At 68.6% G+C, this 15756-nt stretch carries 12 protein-coding genes and 1 pseudogene; 1 reads left to right on the top strand and 12 read right to left on the bottom strand.

The annotated features are described in order from the left end of the window. The 12 genes and pseudogenes from AB8K43_RS05940 to AB8K43_RS05995 all read right to left on the bottom strand — a co-directional run. Nucleotides 1-354 (bottom strand): hypothetical protein (locus AB8K43_RS05940; RefSeq protein WP_370892448.1); only part of this gene is annotated, 354 nt, incomplete at its 3' end. Between the two features lie 103 nt (nt 355-457). Next, nucleotides 458-1315, bottom strand: a complete 858-nt coding sequence (locus AB8K43_RS05945; protein WP_370892450.1) for a DegV family protein — start codon at nt 1313-1315, stop codon at nt 458-460. Nucleotides 1316-1337: 22 nt separating this feature from the next. Further along, a complete protein-coding gene (leuS, locus tag AB8K43_RS05950) occupies nt 1338-4241 on the bottom strand; it encodes a leucine--tRNA ligase (RefSeq protein WP_370892452.1) in 2904 nt (967 codons plus the stop codon). A 199-nt stretch (nt 4242-4440) separates the two neighbouring features. Beyond that, on the bottom strand, nt 4441-5148 hold the full coding sequence (locus AB8K43_RS05955; RefSeq protein WP_370892454.1) for a vancomycin high temperature exclusion protein: 708 nt from the start codon (nt 5146-5148) through the stop codon (nt 4441-4443). Then, nucleotides 5145-5798, bottom strand: a complete 654-nt coding sequence (locus AB8K43_RS05960) for a lysoplasmalogenase (protein ID WP_370892456.1) — start codon at nt 5796-5798, stop codon at nt 5145-5147. Before AB8K43_RS05960 ends, AB8K43_RS05955 begins: the two co-directional genes overlap by 4 nt. Next, nucleotides 5795-7314: pseudogene (locus AB8K43_RS05965) on the bottom strand (gamma-aminobutyraldehyde dehydrogenase). Before AB8K43_RS05965 ends, AB8K43_RS05960 begins: the two are co-directional and overlap by 4 nt. 37 nt (nt 7315-7351) lie before the next feature. Continuing rightward, nucleotides 7352-7972 carry a hypothetical protein gene (locus AB8K43_RS05970; RefSeq protein WP_370892458.1) on the bottom strand — a complete coding sequence of 207 codons (621 nt, stop codon included), beginning with the start codon at nt 7970-7972 and terminating at the stop codon, nt 7352-7354. Between the two features lie 9 nt (nt 7973-7981). Continuing rightward, nucleotides 7982-8749 (bottom strand): ABC transporter permease, encoded by a 768-nt coding sequence (locus AB8K43_RS05975; protein WP_370892459.1) that lies wholly within the window; start codon nt 8747-8749, stop codon nt 7982-7984. Between the two features lie 53 nt (nt 8750-8802). Then, a complete protein-coding gene (locus AB8K43_RS05980; RefSeq protein ID WP_370892461.1) occupies nt 8803-9885 on the bottom strand; it encodes a low specificity L-threonine aldolase in 1083 nt (360 codons plus the stop codon). Between the two features lie 12 nt (nt 9886-9897). Then, complete coding sequence (locus tag AB8K43_RS05985; protein ID WP_370892463.1) at nt 9898-10587, bottom strand: SDR family NAD(P)-dependent oxidoreductase; 690 nt, start codon at nt 10585-10587, stop codon at nt 9898-9900. Beyond that, nucleotides 10584-12710 carry a DUF6421 family protein gene (locus AB8K43_RS05990; protein ID WP_370892465.1) on the bottom strand — a complete coding sequence of 709 codons (2127 nt, stop codon included), beginning with the start codon at nt 12708-12710 and terminating at the stop codon, nt 10584-10586. The genes AB8K43_RS05985 and AB8K43_RS05990 overlap by 4 nt, the downstream gene beginning before the upstream one ends. A gap of 110 nt (nt 12711-12820) precedes the next feature. After that, a complete protein-coding gene (locus AB8K43_RS05995; RefSeq protein ID WP_370892467.1) occupies nt 12821-13741 on the bottom strand; it encodes a Dyp-type peroxidase in 921 nt (306 codons plus the stop codon). Nucleotides 13742-13872: 131 nt separating this feature from the next. Between AB8K43_RS05995 and AB8K43_RS06000 the strand changes: the two genes are divergently transcribed. Then, nucleotides 13873-15303 carry a DUF222 domain-containing protein gene (locus tag AB8K43_RS06000; RefSeq protein ID WP_370892469.1) on the top strand — a complete coding sequence of 477 codons (1431 nt, stop codon included), beginning with the start codon at nt 13873-13875 and terminating at the stop codon, nt 15301-15303. The last annotated feature ends 453 nt before the right edge of the window (nt 15304-15756 follow it).

The following is a 15756-nucleotide window of genomic DNA, read 5'->3' on the forward strand; positions in this document are numbered from 1 at the left end:
GCTCGCCGGAGGCGGGGTCGCCGTCGCCTGGGTCGACCCACCAGGCGACGGCGAGGTGAAGGCGGCCCGGTCCCCCGCCTGCATGACCGGGTCGCTGCTCACCGGGACCGGTTGGCTGTGCCGCTCCGCCACAACGAACCGGACCCCAAGGACAGCGAGGGCGACCATCACGACGACCGCGAAACCCACCACCGCGCGGCCCCGCACGTCGACCCGCCCTTGACGAAGATGTCGCGGGATGGTGATGAGCGACGGCTCCTCGCGAGGGGGATCGCGCAGGTCGTCGTGATCGCTGCGTGCTTCCCCCAGGATCCGCAGCAGGCGCTCGGAGGGTTCGCTCGACGCTCGGCTCATGCCCGCCGACGCTAGGCGCGGGCATATCCCCCTTCACGCCAGGACCGGTCGCGGTGGATAAGGGAACCTCGCTCCGGCGAGGTGTGGACCACGGGGGGCAGGATCAGGTGCGTTCGACCGGCGAGACCGCAACCGCGATGGCTCCCGGCCCGACGTGGGCGGCGATCACCGCGCTGAGGTCGACGATCCGCACGGGCGCGTCGACCTGACTCGCCAGTTGGTCGCGCAGATCGGCGGCGCGTTCGGCGAGGTCAAGGTGGTGGACCGCGATCTGAACGCCGTCGGCCCAGGCCGGCACCTCGCTCACCGCCTCGACGCTGAGCTCCGCCAGTCGCGCCATGGCCCGGCTCGCGGTCCGCACCTTTTCGACCAAGGCGAGTTCGCCGTCGATCACCCCGAGGATCGGCTTGATCGCGAGGGCCGAGCCAAAGAGCGCGGCTGCCGAACCAATCCGGCCACCCCTGCGCAGATACTCAAGGTTGTCGACGTAGAGCCGAAGGGAGCCCGCGACACAGCTGCGCTCAACCACCGTGGCGACGTCATCGGCTGCTGCTCCCGTCGCGGCTGCCCGCGCGCCATCGAGAACCGCCGCTCCCATCGCCATCCCCAGGGTGCGCGAGTCCACGACCGTGACCGGCACCGACGCCTCGGCAGCAGCGAGTTGCGCCGCCGCCACGGTCCCGGAGAGTTCGCTCGACAGGTGGACCGAGACGATCTCGTCGGCCCCTTGCGTCGCCAAATTCTCGTACGCCGCCAGCAACGCCTGCGGCGACGGCCGAGAGGTCGTCACGCGCTGCTTGCTCCGCAGGGCCGTCGCGACCTCGGGAGCACTGATGTCGCGCCCTTCGACGTGGTTGCGCCCGTCCACGATCACGTGCAGAGGCACCACGGCGACACCGTGCTCGTCGGCCCATTGAGGCGCGAGGCAGGCCGTCGAGTCGGTGAGCAGCGCGGTCGTCACGAGGGTGAGGCTAGCGCCCGGATTACGCCGGGACGACGTTGACGAGTTTGGGGGCTCGCACGATCACGGTGCGGATCCCCCCTTCGGTCGCCGCCTTGACCTTCTCGCGGGCGAGGACCAGCTCACGCAGGTCGTCCTCGCTGATGCCGGGCGGCACCTCGACGCGATCGCGCACCTTGCCCTTGATCTGGATGACGCACGTGACGCTCTCCTCGACCAACTTGCTCGGGTCGACCTCGGGGAAGCGCTCGTAGGTGAGCGAGGACTCGTGGCCAAGGCGCGACCACAGCTCCTCGGCGATGTGCGGCGCGACCGGCGCCACCATCAGCACGATCGCCTCCGCGGCTACTCGTGGCACCGCGTCGAGTCGGGTCAAGGCGTTGTTGAACTCGATCAGGCGGGCGATCGCGGTGTTGAAGCCGAGCGTCCCGTAGTCCCGAGCGACCGCGTCGATGGTTTGGTGCATGATCCGCTCGGTCGCCGGATCGAGCGGCGCGTCAACGACCCGCACCTCGCCAGTCTCCTCGTCAATCACGTTGCGCCACAGACGTTGCAGGAAGCGCTGGCTCCCGACAACCGCTCGGGTCTCCCACGGCTTGGACAGCTCCAGCGGACCCATCGACATCTCGTAGACCCGGAAGGTGTCGGCGCCGTACTGCTCATACATCTCGTCGGGCGAGACGACGTTCTTCAGCGACTTGCCGATCTTGCCGTACTCCTGAGTGACCTCCTCGCCCTGCCAGGTCCACGACCGGGTGCCGTCCTCGGCGAGGTGTTCTTCCACCTCGGCGGCCGGCACCGGCTGGCCGCGGTGGTCGCGGTAGGCGTGGGCCTGGATGTACCCCTGCGCGAAGTAGCGGCGGAAGGGCTCCTCGCTCGTCAAATGCCCCAGGTCGTGCAGGACCTTGTGCCAGAAGCGGGCATAGAGCAGGTGCAGCACCGCGTGCTCGACCCCGCCGATGTAGAGATCCACCCCACCCGGGTCGGTGACGCCCTCCGGCGCGCCGGGCACGGCTTGCGGGCGCGGGCCCATCCAGTAGACCTCGTTGCCCGGGTCGACCAGCGCCGCCGAGTTCTCCGGGTCGAGATAGCGCAGGTAGTACCAGCACGAACCGGCCCAGTTGGGCATCGTGTTCGTCTCGCGGCGGTAGGTCTTAAGTCCATCGCCGAGGTCGAGTTCGACCTCGACCCAGTCCTGGACCCGGCCCAGGGGCGGCTCGGGCGACGAGGAGTCATCGTCCGGGTCGAAGGTCTTCGGCGAGTAGTCCGGGACATCGGGCAACTCGACCGGCAGCATCGACTCGGGAAGGGCGTGCGCGTCGCCGTGCTCGTCGAAGACGATCGGGAAGGGCTCACCCCAGTAGCGCTGCCGGGAGAAGAGCCAGTCGCGCAACTTGTAGTTGACGGTCGCCTCGCCGAGGCCCTTGCCTTCCAGCCAGGCGACGATCGTCGCGATCGCGTCGTCCTTGCCGAGGCCGTTGAGGCTGACCTCGTCGTTAGCGGAGTTGATGACCGGTCCATCGCCGGTGAAGGCGCGGCCCTCGGGGAAGCCTTCCGGCGCTTGCATCGTCGGGACGATCGGCAGGTCGAAGTCGGTCGCGAAGGCGTGGTCGCGCTCATCCCCGAAGGGCACCGCCATGATCGCCCCGGTGCCGTACCCCATGAGGACGTAATCGGCGATGAAAACGGGGACCTTCGCGCCATTGACCGGGTTCGTCGCGTAACTACCGGTGAAGACGCCGGTCTTGACCTTGTCCTCGATCTGGCGCTCGACGTCGGTCTTGCGGGCCGCCGCCTGCCGGTAGCTCGACACCGCCTCTTCAGGGGTCGCCGCACCGCCGGTCCAGGCCGGGCGGGTGCCCTCGGGCCACTCCCCCGACACCGTGAGTTCGGGCACGAGCGGGTGCTCGGGAGCAAGGACCATGAAGGTCGCGCCGAAGAGGGTGTCCGGGCGGGTCGTGAAGACCTCGATCTGCTCCTGCTCCCCCTTCGTCGTCGTGACCGCGAAGGTGACCCGCGCGCCGTGGCTACGGCCGATCCAGTTGCGCTGCATCGAGCGGACCTTCTCGGGCCACTCGACGCGGTCGAGGTCATCGGCGAGCCGGTCGGCGTAGGCGGTGATCCGCATCATCCATTGACGCAGCGCCTTCTTAAAGACCGGGAAGTTGCCGCGCTCGGAGCGGCCCTCGTTGGTGACCTCTTCGTTGGACAAGACGGTGCCAAGGCCCGGGGCCCAGTTGACCGGCGCCTCGTGGGTGTACGCGAGGCGATAGCCCGAGAGCACATCGTGCTGCTCGGTGGCACTGAGCTCGGCCCACGCGCGTCCGTCCGGCGTCGCGCGCTCACCGGAGGCGAACTGGTCGACCAGCTCGCTGATCGGGCGGGCCTTGCCGAGACCGCCGTCGGCGCGGACGGCCTCAGTGTCGTACCAAGCGTTGTAGATCTGCAGGAAGATCCACTGGGTCCAGCGGTAGTAGTCCGGGTCGATCGTCGCGAAGGTGCGGCGCTCGTCGAAGCCGAGACCCATCCGGCGCAGTTGGCGGCGCATCGTGACGATATTGGCCTCGGTCGTGATCCGCGGATGCTGGCCGGTCTGCACGGCGTACTGCTCAGCGGGCAGGCCGAAGGCGTCATAGCCCATGGCGTGCAAGACGTTCTTGCCGAGCATCCGCTGGTAGCGGCTAAAGACATCGGTCGCGATGTACCCGAGCGGGTGACCGACGTGCAGGCCCGCACCCGAGGGGTAAGGGAACATGTCGAGGACGAGGAGATGACCGTCGAAGTCCCGCTCCACGGCGTCGGGGTCGGCCCAGGGTCCGGCCGGGTTGGGGGCATTGAAGGTCCCCTCGGCTTCCCACCGATCCTGCCAACCGGTCTCAATCTGGTCGGCCAAACGGGCGGTGTACCGGTACGGCGTCTCGCTCATCGTTCTTCTCTCGTCCTTGCTCGAACACAACAGGCCTGCGACATAGGAAAACCCCTCGCTCGTCGAGGGGTTGGCCGCGTCTGACTCGCCAGGTGGCGGGAAGGTCAGCGCGGCAATCTAAGGAGCTGGGGCTCGGCCATGAGGTCACCCTACTAGCCTCCCTCCTGCCCCAGCCCTGGAGGTCACGCTCGGGCTGGGCCTACCGGGCGCGCAAGGCGTCGTCGAGCGTCGTCTCCCTCTGTCCAAGGATCGGGTCCCTGCTCGTGGTGACGTCCCAAGCGGCCTTGATATTGGCGAGCCACTCGCGCGACTCTCCCGCCTCCCACACCGCGGTGAACCGCTTCGCGGTGTCGTCACCGACCCCGATCGCGTCGAGCCCGACGGCCCGGCAGATCGCGACGGCGCGGGGCACGTGATAGCTCTGCGAGACGACCGTGAGCGCCTCCGCCCCAAAGATTCGGTGGGCCCGGGTGCACGAGTCGTAGGTGTCTTGACCGGCGTAATCCAGCACGACCTTCTCCGACGGCACGCCGTGCTCCACCAGGTAATCCCGCATGGCGGTGGGCTCGTCATAGTCGTGGGTTCGGTTATCGCCGCTTACGAGGATCGCCCGCACCGCGCCGCGCTCGAGCAGCTGTTGGGCGACATCGAGCCTCGCGGCGAGGAAGGGCGAGGGTGTGCCGTCCCGGCTCAGGCCGGCGCCGAGCACGAGGGCGGTCGGGCGCGCTGGAGCCTTCGCAACGCTATAGATCTCGCCCGAGGACGCGCTGCGCACCCAGAGGGTTGGCCCGAGGAGCACCGCGGCGACGAGCAGGGCGACGGCGAGGATCCCGCCGATGATCCGGCGACGCGTGAAGGGGGTGCGTCGTGCCCCCTTCACCTCCGTCTGCTCGTCGGTGGTCGTCATGAGCGCACCGCCCCGATGGCGAGAAGGGCCTGGCCGAGGAGGTACGGCACCATCACGCCGGGCCCGGAGTGCGGGACCGGAGCGACGAAGCGATCCAGGGCGAGCACGGTGTCGCTGATCACGAACAGACTGGACCCAATCCCGGTGACGGGATCGCCGGTCGACCAGGCGGCGAGGGACATCCCGCCGATCACGCCCATGTACGCAGCGACCGGACCGGACGCGGCGAGGCCCCCTTCACGGTGCGCCGCCGGGACGACATCTCGGCTCGCCACCACGCACGCGGCAAGGACGGCCGCACCAGGCACGATCCACGCGGTTCGGCGCATCCCGCGCTGGCGGAAGGACTCGAGGTAGGCGAGGTGGCCGAGCAGGAAGGACCCCAGCCCTGCCTCGAACAGGCCTGGGCGATCTCCCCAGAGCAGCGCGGTGTCGCCGCCGATGCCGCCGACCATGCCAAGCGCGGCGGCGCGACCTCCGGGGCGATCGGTGACTCCGGAGGCGATCGTCGCGGCCGTGAGGCCACCCATCGCGGTCGGCTTGGCGATGATTTCCAGGCGGCGGTTATCTGTGGTCACCGCGACCCAGTCGGCGACGGTGGCTCCCGCGGCGAGCGCCCAGAGCGCTGGCCGCACCCAGCGGCGGCTCATCCGTTTGCCCAAATCGTGCGGTGCCAGTCCTTGCGGGCGACGCCGGTGATATCGGTCATGACGTGCTTGATGTTGGTGTACTCGTCGAAGGAGTACGCGGACATGTCCTTGCCGAAGCCGGACTGTCCGTAGCCCCCGTGCGGCATCTCGCTGATGATCGGGATGTGGTCGTTGACCCAGACGCATCCCGCGCGGATCTCGCGGGTGGCACGCCCGGCGCGATAGAGGTCGCGGGTCCAGGCGGAGGCCGCGAGCCCGTAGACCGTGTCATTGGCGAGGGCGATCGCGTCATCGTCAGTGGCGAAGGCCTGCACGGTCAGCACCGGGCCGAAGACCTCGTCCCTCACGATCTCGGCGTCGGCCGCCACGTCGGTGATCAGCGTCGGCGGATAGTACGCGCCGCGGGCGAGATCACCGCCGGGCACATGACCGCCGGTCACGACCCGGGCGCTTCGGCGCGCCCGCTCCACCATGGCCGCAACCTTGTTGCGGTGGGCGAAGGACGAGAGCGACCCCTGGTCGGTCGCCGGGTCGTCGGTCGGTCCGAGCTGGACCTTGCCGTAGAGCTCGGCGACCCCGGCGATGAAGTCGTCGACGATGCTCTCGTGCACGATCGCGCGGGTGGCGGCGGTGCAGTCCTGCCCCGAATTGATGATCGACCCCGCGACTGCTCCGTGGATCGCGGCGTCGAGATCTGCGTCATCGAAGACGACGAAGGGGGCCTTGCCGCCGAGTTCGAGGTGCACCGCTTCGCATTGGTCGCTGCGGCCTCTAGGACGGTTCGGCCCACGGCGGTCGAGCCGGTAAAGGAGACCATCGCCACGTCCGGATGGCGCAGGAGATGGGCCCCGGCGACCGGCCCCGACCCGGTCACGACATTGATCACGCCAGCGGGCGCGCCCGCGCGCTGGAGGGCCTCGGCAAACATCAGCGAGGTGAGCGGGGTGATCTCGGCGGGCTTGAGCACGATCGTGTTGCCCGCCGCGATCGCGGGCAGCACCTTCCACGCGGCCATCTGCAGTGGGTAGTTCCACGGGGCGATGGACCCCACGACGCCGACCGGTTCCCTACGAATCTGGCTCGTGTGCTCGCCGCTGTACTCCGCGCTCGCCATCCCGTCGAGGCGGCGCGCAGCACCTCCGAAGAAGGCGGTGTTATCGATCGTGCCCGGCACATCGAACTCCCGAGCCAAGCGGATAGGCTTACCGCACTGACGGCGTTCGGTCTGAGCGAGCTCCTCGGCCATCTCCTCGAGCAGGACCGCGGCCTTGGCGAGGACCGAGGCGCGCTCGACCGGCGGCACGGTGGACCACTCAGGCAGCGCCGCCGTTGCGGCCGCTACCGCCGCGTCGACATCGGCCTCGCTCGCGAGCGGGACGGCTTCGATGACCTCCCCGGTCGAGGGGTCGATGACCTCGTGGGTTGCCCCCGAGGTCCCCGCGGTTCGCTGACCGCCGATCAGTTGGTGCACCGTCGCCCCCTTGGCCGGACAAAAGTAGAGGTGTCGTCGGTTCACCCTACCGACGGGAGTTCAGGGTTGATGGCCGGACCGATCAGGCCACCTGCAGGACGTAGCGGTCCCCCTCCTTGGCGAAACCGAGCCGGTCGTAATACGGGGAGACCATGCCCGCCGGGGTCCGCACCAGGCGGTACTTCCCGCCCCGGAAAGGGCCCGACTCACCGAAGACGAACTCCCCCGGTGAGCGATCGCGATATCTCTCGGTCACATAGTCCAAGACGACCTGGGCCTCGCCGGGGGCCTCCTCGCGCACGATGACCACACCGACGGTCTCATCGCCTTGGAGGACGAGATAGGCATCGTCGGCGGCGAAGGGGTCGTGAACCCACCCCGGATTGAAGCGGCGAATGTCGGCCTCATGGATCCGCACCACGTGACGCAGATAGGTGTCGTCGCCGTCGACGGACAGGATCTCGTATTTGGTGGCGTCGTGGCGTTGCCGGGCGAACTGGATCAGGTAGTAGAGGTTGATCACGGCCAGCACGACATTCAGGCCCACCATCGGCCAGACGCCGAGCGCGGCGTTGAAGGCGACCAAGATGACGCAGCCGATCAAGTTGATCAGCCGCAGGCGGCGCAGGTTGGTCTGCAGGAGCGAGACGACAAGGATTGCCGAACCGACCCACCCGACGACTTCCAGAACGACGCTGTTCATTGCGTCAGGCTACTGGGCCGCCTGCGGGCGCGGGACCGTCGGTGAGCGGCCCGCGATTCGGGTGATGACGATGCCGCACACGGTCATCGCGAGGCCAATGCCGGCGAGCACCACCAGCTGGAACTTCGCCGCCTCCAGCGGGCTCGCGCCGCCCATGAGCGCACCGACGAAGGCACCGGGCAGGGTCACCAGGCCGGTCGCGCGGGTCTGGTCGATGCCTGGGATCAGCATCTCTTTGAGCGCGACCTCGCCGATCTCGCGGTGGGCGCGAGCGGGCTGCGCGCCGAGCGCGAGCCACCCCTCGATCTCGTCGCCCCGCTCGGCGGTCAGATGCGCGAAGTTGCGACCGGACAGGGTCGCAGCGCTCATCGAGTTGCCGATGATGATCCCGGCCACCGCGATCAGGTAGCGGACATTCCAGTCCATGAGGTGCAACGTGAAGACCCACGCGATCGTGATCAGCGATGCGGTCACGACGCCGAGGACCGCAGCCTGACGACCGCGGTAGAGCTCGCGGATCCGGCCACCTGAGGTCAGCGAAGCCGTCGCCAACATCACCACCACGAAGAGGGCGACCGTCCACGGCGTCGATAAGACGCCCTGCAAGATCAGCGCGACGACGCCCAACTGGAGCATCGCTCGCAGGATCGCGACGAGCGGCTGCCAGCCGAGATGGACATTGGCCCAGCGCTGCAGGGTGATCGCGCCCGCGGTCAGCGTGAGCAGCCCGAGAACGAAGAAGCCGTTCTCACGCACAAGTTCGAGGGCCTGAGTCACTCCTGCACGCTATCGCGCATCACTGGCTGAACTCCCTTCGGGGCGAAGGGAGTTCAGCCTCGCGCCAGTTCCTCGCGCAGCGCCGCGACGAAGGCGTCGACATCCTCTTCGGTCGTATCGAAGGTGCACATCCAGCGGACCTCACCGGTCGCGTCGTCCCAGAAGTAGAACCGGAAACGACGCATGAGTCGCTCCGAGACCTCCTTCGGCAGCAGCGCGAAGACGGCATTGGCCTGCACCGGCCGGACGATCTCGACGCCATCGATCTGGCCGACCGCCTCGGCGAGTCGGGCCGCCATCGCGTTGGCGTGCGCGGCCCCGCGATGCCACAGGTCGCCCGACAGCAGGGCGAGGAACTGCGCCGAAACGAAGCGCATCTTCGAGGCGAGCTGCATCGAGGACTTGCGGAGGTACTTCACACCCTTGACCGCATCGGGGTTCACCACGATGACCATCTCGCCAAGGAGCAGGCCGTTTTTGGTCCCGCCGAAGGAGCAGATGTCGACCCCGGTGTCGGTGATCATCTCCTTGAAGCTGACGCCGAGTGCCGCGGCGGCGTTGGACATCCGAGCCCCGTCGACGTGCAGGACCATCCCGAGGGAGTGGACATGTTCGGCGATCGCGCGGATCTCATCGACCGAGTAGATGGTTCCGAGCTCGGTGCTCTGCGTGATCGAGACGACCTTGGCCTGGGCCATGTGCTCGTCGTCAAAGCGGATCGCGGCGATGTCGATCAACTCGGGGGTGAGCTTGCCGTCCGGGGTGGGGACGGTGAGCAGCTTCAGACCCGCCATCCGCTCCGGCGCCGCGCACTCATCGACGTGGATGTGCGCGGTCTGCGTGCAGATGACGGCTTCCCAGCGGTCGGTGACCGCCTGGAGCGAGACGACGTTGGCGCCCGTGCCATTAAAGACCGGGTAGGCCTGCGCTCGCTCGCCGAAGAGCTCGCGCACGACCTCTTGGAGCCGCTCGGTGTAGACGTCCTCGCCGTAGGCCACCTGGTGGCCGCCATTGGCGGCGGCGATCGCCTCGAGCACCTCCGGGTGGACCCCGGAGTAGTTGTCGCTCGCGAAACCGCGCTGGGAGGTGTCATGGAGCGAGGTCAAGGGGGTATCGGTGTCGATCACGAGGGTCATGGTGCCACCCACCTAGGTCAGGTCTCGAACGCGACCGTTAAGGTCGGCGGCCGGCTCGTCCCAGAGCGCGACGATCTGCTGGGCGAGGTCGTCGACGTGGGTGAAGCCGGCGAACTTCGCCTCGGGCTTGGCCTCACGCATCGCGTCGGTGAGCAGGGCCTTGATCCGAAGGGGGACGGCCGCCGCCTGAGTGTCCTTCCACCCCTGCCCACACGCCCGGACCCAGGTCTCGGCCGCAGCCTTGGCGGCGGCGTACGCGGCGTTCTTCGCGGTCGGGTTCGCGACCGCCGTCGCGGAGATGATCACGAGCCGCCCATCGTCGCTGGCCTTGATCGCGTCGTGCAGGCCCGTCGCCGCGTTGACGAGGGTCTCGACGAGCAGCGCCTGCAGGACCGGCCAGTCGATGGGGTCGGCATCAACGATGTCCTTCCCACCGCGCCAGCCGCCGACCAGGTGGACCAGGCCATCGATGCGGCCGTACCGGCCGATGAGTTCCTGCGCCCAGGCGAGAGTTTCGCCGCGGTCGAAGAGGTTCACCACCGCCGGGCTCACCCGCTCTCCGGCAAGCGGCGCAACGAGCGCGACCTCGCGGTCCACGGCGATGACGTGGGCACCGGCGTCGGTGAGAGCGCGGACCGCGGGCGGGCCCGCCGAGCCACCCGCGCCGGTCACCACGACGACGCGATCGGTGAGGCCACTCATGCCGCGGCCTCGATCTCGGCGGTCGCGCCGGTGATGCCGGAGGTGCTCGCAATGACATCGGTCATCTTCTTGCGCAGCGCCTCGTAGAAGACGTTGAGCGGGAACTCGTCGGGTTGGACGAGGTCGACCAGGCCCTTGACCGGCCCGTCGAGCGGCAGCGCCTCGGCCCCCTTCGCCCAGGTCGACGCCGGGTGCGGCGCGACATAGGAGGAGACGAACTCGTACGACGCGAGCCAGTGCCCGACGCGGGAGCGGTCGATGCCGCTGCGGTAGAGACGCTCGACCTCGTCGCAGAGCGCGACCGTCACCTCGGCGACCCGCCGCCAGTCGAAGCGCAGGCGGTTGTCGGTCCAGCGCAGGGCGTCATTGCGGTGGAGATAGGCGAAGAGGAGCTGCCCGCCCAGCCCGTCATAGTTGCGCACGCGTTCACCGGTGATCGTGAACCGGAAGAGGCGGTCGAAGAGGATCGCGTACTGGACCGACTTCGCGTAGGGCTGGCCCTGCTTTTCGAGCTCGACGGCCTGCTTGAAGGTGTTGAGGTCGCAGCGCAGCTCTTCAAGGGCGTACTGCCAAAACGGCATCCGCTGCTTGATCATGAAGGGGTCGAAGGGCAGGTCGCCGTGGCTGTGGGTCCGGTCGTGGATCAGGTCCCACATGGCGAAGGTCGACTGGGCGAGCTCTTGCGAGGCGACGAGGCGCTCGGCGTCCGGCGGCAGTTCCAGGCTGAGCACGTCCGAGGCGGCGTCGACGACGCGGCGGAAGCGGGCGGCCTCGCGATCGCAGAAGATCGCGCCCCAGGTGTACTGCTGCACCTCGCGCACCGCCACGGTCTCGGGGAAGAGCACCGCCGAGTGGGTGTCATAGCCGGGCGTGAAGTCGATGAAGGTGACGGCGAGGAAGGCGCTGTTGTCGTAGGTGCGCTCGACCTCGGCCAGCCACTGCGGCCACTGGACGGTGAGCAGGATCGCCTCGAAGACCCGGTTGGGGTTGCCGTTTTGGGTGTACATCGGGAAGACCACGAGGTGCTCGATGCCGTCCTGGCGGTGCAGGTCGGGGCGGAAGGCGGCGAGCGAATCCATGAAGTCCGGCACGCCGAATCCCCCGTCAACCCATCGGGCGATGTCGACCGGAAGGGCGTTCAGGTAATCGAGGTCGTGCGGGAAGTGAGGCGCGAGAGCCGCAATCTCGGTCGTCATCACCTCGGCGAGCTCACGGGCCCGGGCGAGGTCATGAGCCTCGCCGTCGATCGAACCATCCTTGGACTGCATGAGGCGCAGCTCTTCGACCGCGGCCTTCAGCGCGAGCCAGTGCGGGTCCGAGGCGACGGCGCTCGCGGCGGCGGTGTCCGAGGCGCTTGCGCGGCGACCACCGGCGGCCCAGGTCACGAGGTTGGACCACAGGCGGACGTGGTCGAGTTCGTCGATCGAGTCGTCGCCGACGAGGTCGGAGTCGGCGAGCACGACGAGGCGGCCGGCGTCGACCGGCAGCGCAACCGCGAGCGGAGCGTTGGCCGGGTGCGCCGTCATGCTGGTGCGCGCGAGGACGACAGCCTCCGGGGCGCGGGAGGTGTCGATGGTCCCGGCGCGGTAGAAGCACAGCTCATCGACCCCGGCGAGCAGGCCCTGGGCGAGTCCCTCGCCGGGCTCGGCGAGGATCCAGGTCGCGTTGCCCAGGTGCCGGCGACCCCCTTCGGCGGATTCATGCACCAGGGTGCTCGCGATCGTGAGGCCGAAGCGGTCGAGCAGGGCGTTGACGTTGTTGCCATAGGTGTCCTGGTCGCACTCCCCCAGCACCACGAGGCCTCCGCCGGAGCGGACGTAGGACTCGATGGCGTCAAGTTCCTCGGGGGCAAGGACGGGCGGGAGGGACCCGGCGACCCGCTCGGCGCGCCCTTCGGCGGGGTGGGCGATCACGAGGACGTCGTGCCCATCGAGCGCCTCGGTCGTAAGGGGCTCCTCGCGATGGGCGAGCACCTCAAAGCCGCGAGCGCTCAGAACCTCGGCGGCCCGAGCCAGCGAGGCGTCGGCCGGATTGGCAGGGTTCATCGTGGACGCCTGCTCGCGCTCGAGCGACCACGCGCTGCTGTGCGCCTGGTCCACGAGGACCTTCGGGAAGACCGACATTGGGGAAACACCTCACATCAGGATCGCTGAAAGAAGACAGGTAGGCACCACGATAGAGCGCGCTTCTTCCGTCAGCAAACCTGAATCAGATGAAGATTTTACTGCCCCACTCAGTCGTCATCGTCCGCGACGGGAGAGAGCTTGACGAGCGCCTCGAGCGCCGGAATGACGAAGTACTCGCCGGTGAGCGGGGTGGTAAAACGGGTGAGATCATCGCGCACGCCGTCGCCGACGCCCGCCATCCGCCGCAACATTTCCGCCAGGGTCCACTGCTTGGCGCAAAAACCGACGAAGACCGTCCCGTGGTCGCTCGGGGTCCCGTAGGCGACATTGCGCCGGAAGATCTGGAACTCTTCGCCGTCGACCTTCACCGTGGTCCGCGAGACGTGGGAGGTCGCCGGCATCACATCGGGTTCGAGCTCGATCGAGTCGGTCTTGGTCCGACCCATCACGTACTCCTGGCGCTTGGTCCCCTGCTCCGCCCAGTCGACGACATCATGCGCCCACAGTTGATAGAGCAGGACCGCCGAGCCCGCGCCCGGCTCCCCCGCCGGGACCCCGACGACGGCGGGAGCGATCCCGGCCTTGGGATTCTCGGTCCCGTCGATGAAGCCGGTGAGATCGCGGTGCTCCCGATAGGCCCACCCGATCGTCTCCTCGACCGGGGTGGCGAAGGGGGCGAGCGCCTTCGTGGTCGCCACCGTCGCGTCGAAGATCGTGCTGCGGTCGCCACCTTGAATCCACGCCCAGAGGTCGGTCTGGGTCGCTGGCATCGTGAACCCATCCGGCCCGACGATGGGTTCGGTGAAGTCCTCGACCCCTTCGGGTACGTCCTCGCTCGCGGCGTGCGCCGCCCAGATGCTCGGGCGGACACCGACGACCACGGCGGTTCCGGCGGTGGTCGGTTCCTGGGTGAGGAGCCCGGCGAGAGCCTTGAGCGCTCCCTCCGCCTGCTCCTCCCCCTTCAGCCGGTAGGTCAAGAAGGCGTGCTCGGATGGGCCGACGACAAGGATTCCGGGCTGCGTGGTCATGACTGCCATCATGGCGCGCCTCAGGGCCCGGCGCGACCGCACGGTCCGCCGAGTGCGCTGGGCCGGGCTCACCATCTGTCGGATGGCTGATGTGTCGGAGGGTTGTCGGTGCTCGATAGGACACTTGTTCTATGAGCACGACGGCCGTGGATCAGGACACCAGGGAGCTCTCCGGTGTCTTGGCACGGATCGAATCGCTGCTGACCTGCTGCGATCCACGCGAGGTGTGGCGCCTCGGCGAGCGCGAGGTGTCCTCCGCGCTGGCCACGCTCTCGGTGGCCAGGCACGCCCTGGATGTCCTGGAAGTGGCATTGGTGCGCGAAGGCATCGGCCGCGGCTTGGACCGCGACGCTGGGTACAGCACCCACGACTGGATGACCCGCGCCGAAGGGGCACGCGCCCCGCAACCCGCGGCAGCGCACACCGCTCAGGTGATCCGCTTGGCCAGGGCCAGCCAGAGCCTGGGTTTGGTCCCAACGGACCCGGACGACGTGGCACTGACCGATCCTGGCGTGCGGGGCCCCAGCGCCGGGTGGGGTGAGGAACCCGCTCCCGCCGATCTCGGCGACATCCTCACGGTCTTCGCCAGCGGACATCTCTCGCTGGCCAAAACCGACCAGCTCGCTCGCTTCGCCGAGCAGACCAGCCCCGTCGCCGACCCCGCCCTGCTCGCCGCGACCCTCGGCGCGATCGTCACTGCCGCTCGCGACGACGACCCCTCCCCGAGCAGTGCATGCAGCGAGCGGATCCCGGGGATCACCGAGCGGCAGCTCGCGACCGCGATCACCCGCGCCGGCCGACTGGTTCGCCCCGCGCGCGCGATCGAGCGCGATGACACTCGCGCCCGCGCCGGACGCGGCCTCTACTACCTGGCCGGGCCCGCCGGACTGACCGGCTACAAACTGCTGCTCGACCCCGAAGGCGCCGCGATCCTCGATGCCGCCGTCGCCGCCCTGTCAGCCCCGCAACCCGACGCCGACGGACCCGACCGCCGACCACCAGCCCGCCGCCGCGCCGACGCCCTTGTCGAGATCATCCAACGCGGCGTCTCCGCGCCTGGGCAGGCCCCCACGACTGACAAGGCCCATGTCGTCGTCACCATCGGCTACGCCGCCCTCGCCGAAGCCCTACCCACCCATCGCGATGACGACGGACTGCCCCTTCCAGCGGCCCTGTACGACCCGCGCCCGACCCACCATGCCGGGACCACCGCCACCGGTCAGGTCCTCGCCCCCTCCGTCGTGCGACGCATGGCCTGCGACGCCGGAATCATCCCGATGGTTCTCTCCGGCACTGGTCAGAGCCTGGACCTCGGCCGAACCAAACGCCTCTTTACTCCCGGCCAACGCCTCGCGATTTGGCACCGCGACCAGGGCTGCACGTACCCGGGCTGCACCATGCCGCCACAGTGGTGCGACGCGCACCACCTCACGTGGTGGTCCCGTGGCGGGCCGACCGACCTGACCAACGCCGCTCTGCTCTGTCGGCGCCACCACACCCGCGTCCACCAACTCGACCTCACCGCCACCATCACCGCGACGACCGTCACCTGGCACACCTAGCTGCTACGCCCCGACGGCCTGCCCGAATACGGCGGGCCATCTCGGCGTGCCGAGGTGGGGCACACACGACAAAGAGGGCAGACCGTCTGGTCTGCCCTCTTCGTCAATTGCGCTGTGGAAGCAATGGAGCGTTGCGGGAACAGGCGACATCGGGTTGAGAGGCTTGTTTCCGCGTGGAATCAAGGCACTCGTGAGGATGCCGAGCCCGAAGGCGAGGCCGATGACCCTCTGATCGGCGCGTCGGCGGAACCAAAGAAACGACCTCGAACACGACTCACTGACGAGGAAGTGGACGCTATGCGAACAGCCCGCGCCAATGGTGTCAGCGTCAACGCGATTGCTCATCACTTCGACGTCCACCGGGGCACGGTATGGGCAAAGACGCGTCCAGCGTGAGCGGCTGCTACTCGTGGGTCGAGTAGTCGTCAGCGAGGCAACGCGGTCCTACCGGCC

It is taken from the genome of Janibacter sp. GXQ6167 (assembly GCF_041365945.1).
Classification (GTDB): domain Bacteria; phylum Actinomycetota; class Actinomycetes; order Actinomycetales; family Dermatophilaceae; genus JBGFSK01.

Excerpts from the sequence above, each read along its gene's own strand:
- leuS (WP_370892452.1), bottom strand. The coding sequence starts at position 4,241 with ATGAGCGAGACGCCGTACCGGTACACCGCCCGTTTGGCCGACCAGATT.
- AB8K43_RS05955 (WP_370892454.1), bottom strand. The coding sequence starts at position 5,148 with ATGACGACCACCGACGAGCAGACGGAGGTGAAGGGGGCACGACGCACC.
- AB8K43_RS05960 (WP_370892456.1), bottom strand. The coding sequence starts at position 5,798 with ATGAGCCGCCGCTGGGTGCGGCCAGCGCTCTGGGCGCTCGCCGCGGGA.
- AB8K43_RS05970 (WP_370892458.1), bottom strand. The coding sequence starts at position 7,972 with ATGAACAGCGTCGTTCTGGAAGTCGTCGGGTGGGTCGGTTCGGCAATC.
- AB8K43_RS05980 (WP_370892461.1), bottom strand. The coding sequence starts at position 9,885 with ATGACCCTCGTGATCGACACCGATACCCCCTTGACCTCGCTCCATGAC.
- AB8K43_RS05985 (WP_370892463.1), bottom strand. The coding sequence starts at position 10,587 with ATGAGTGGCCTCACCGATCGCGTCGTCGTGGTGACCGGCGCGGGTGGC.
- AB8K43_RS05990 (WP_370892465.1), bottom strand. The coding sequence starts at position 12,710 with ATGTCGGTCTTCCCGAAGGTCCTCGTGGACCAGGCGCACAGCAGCGCG.
- AB8K43_RS05995 (WP_370892467.1), bottom strand. The coding sequence starts at position 13,741 with ATGACCACGCAGCCCGGAATCCTTGTCGTCGGCCCATCCGAGCACGCC.
- AB8K43_RS06000 (WP_370892469.1), top strand. The coding sequence starts at position 13,873 with ATGAGCACGACGGCCGTGGATCAGGACACCAGGGAGCTCTCCGGTGTC.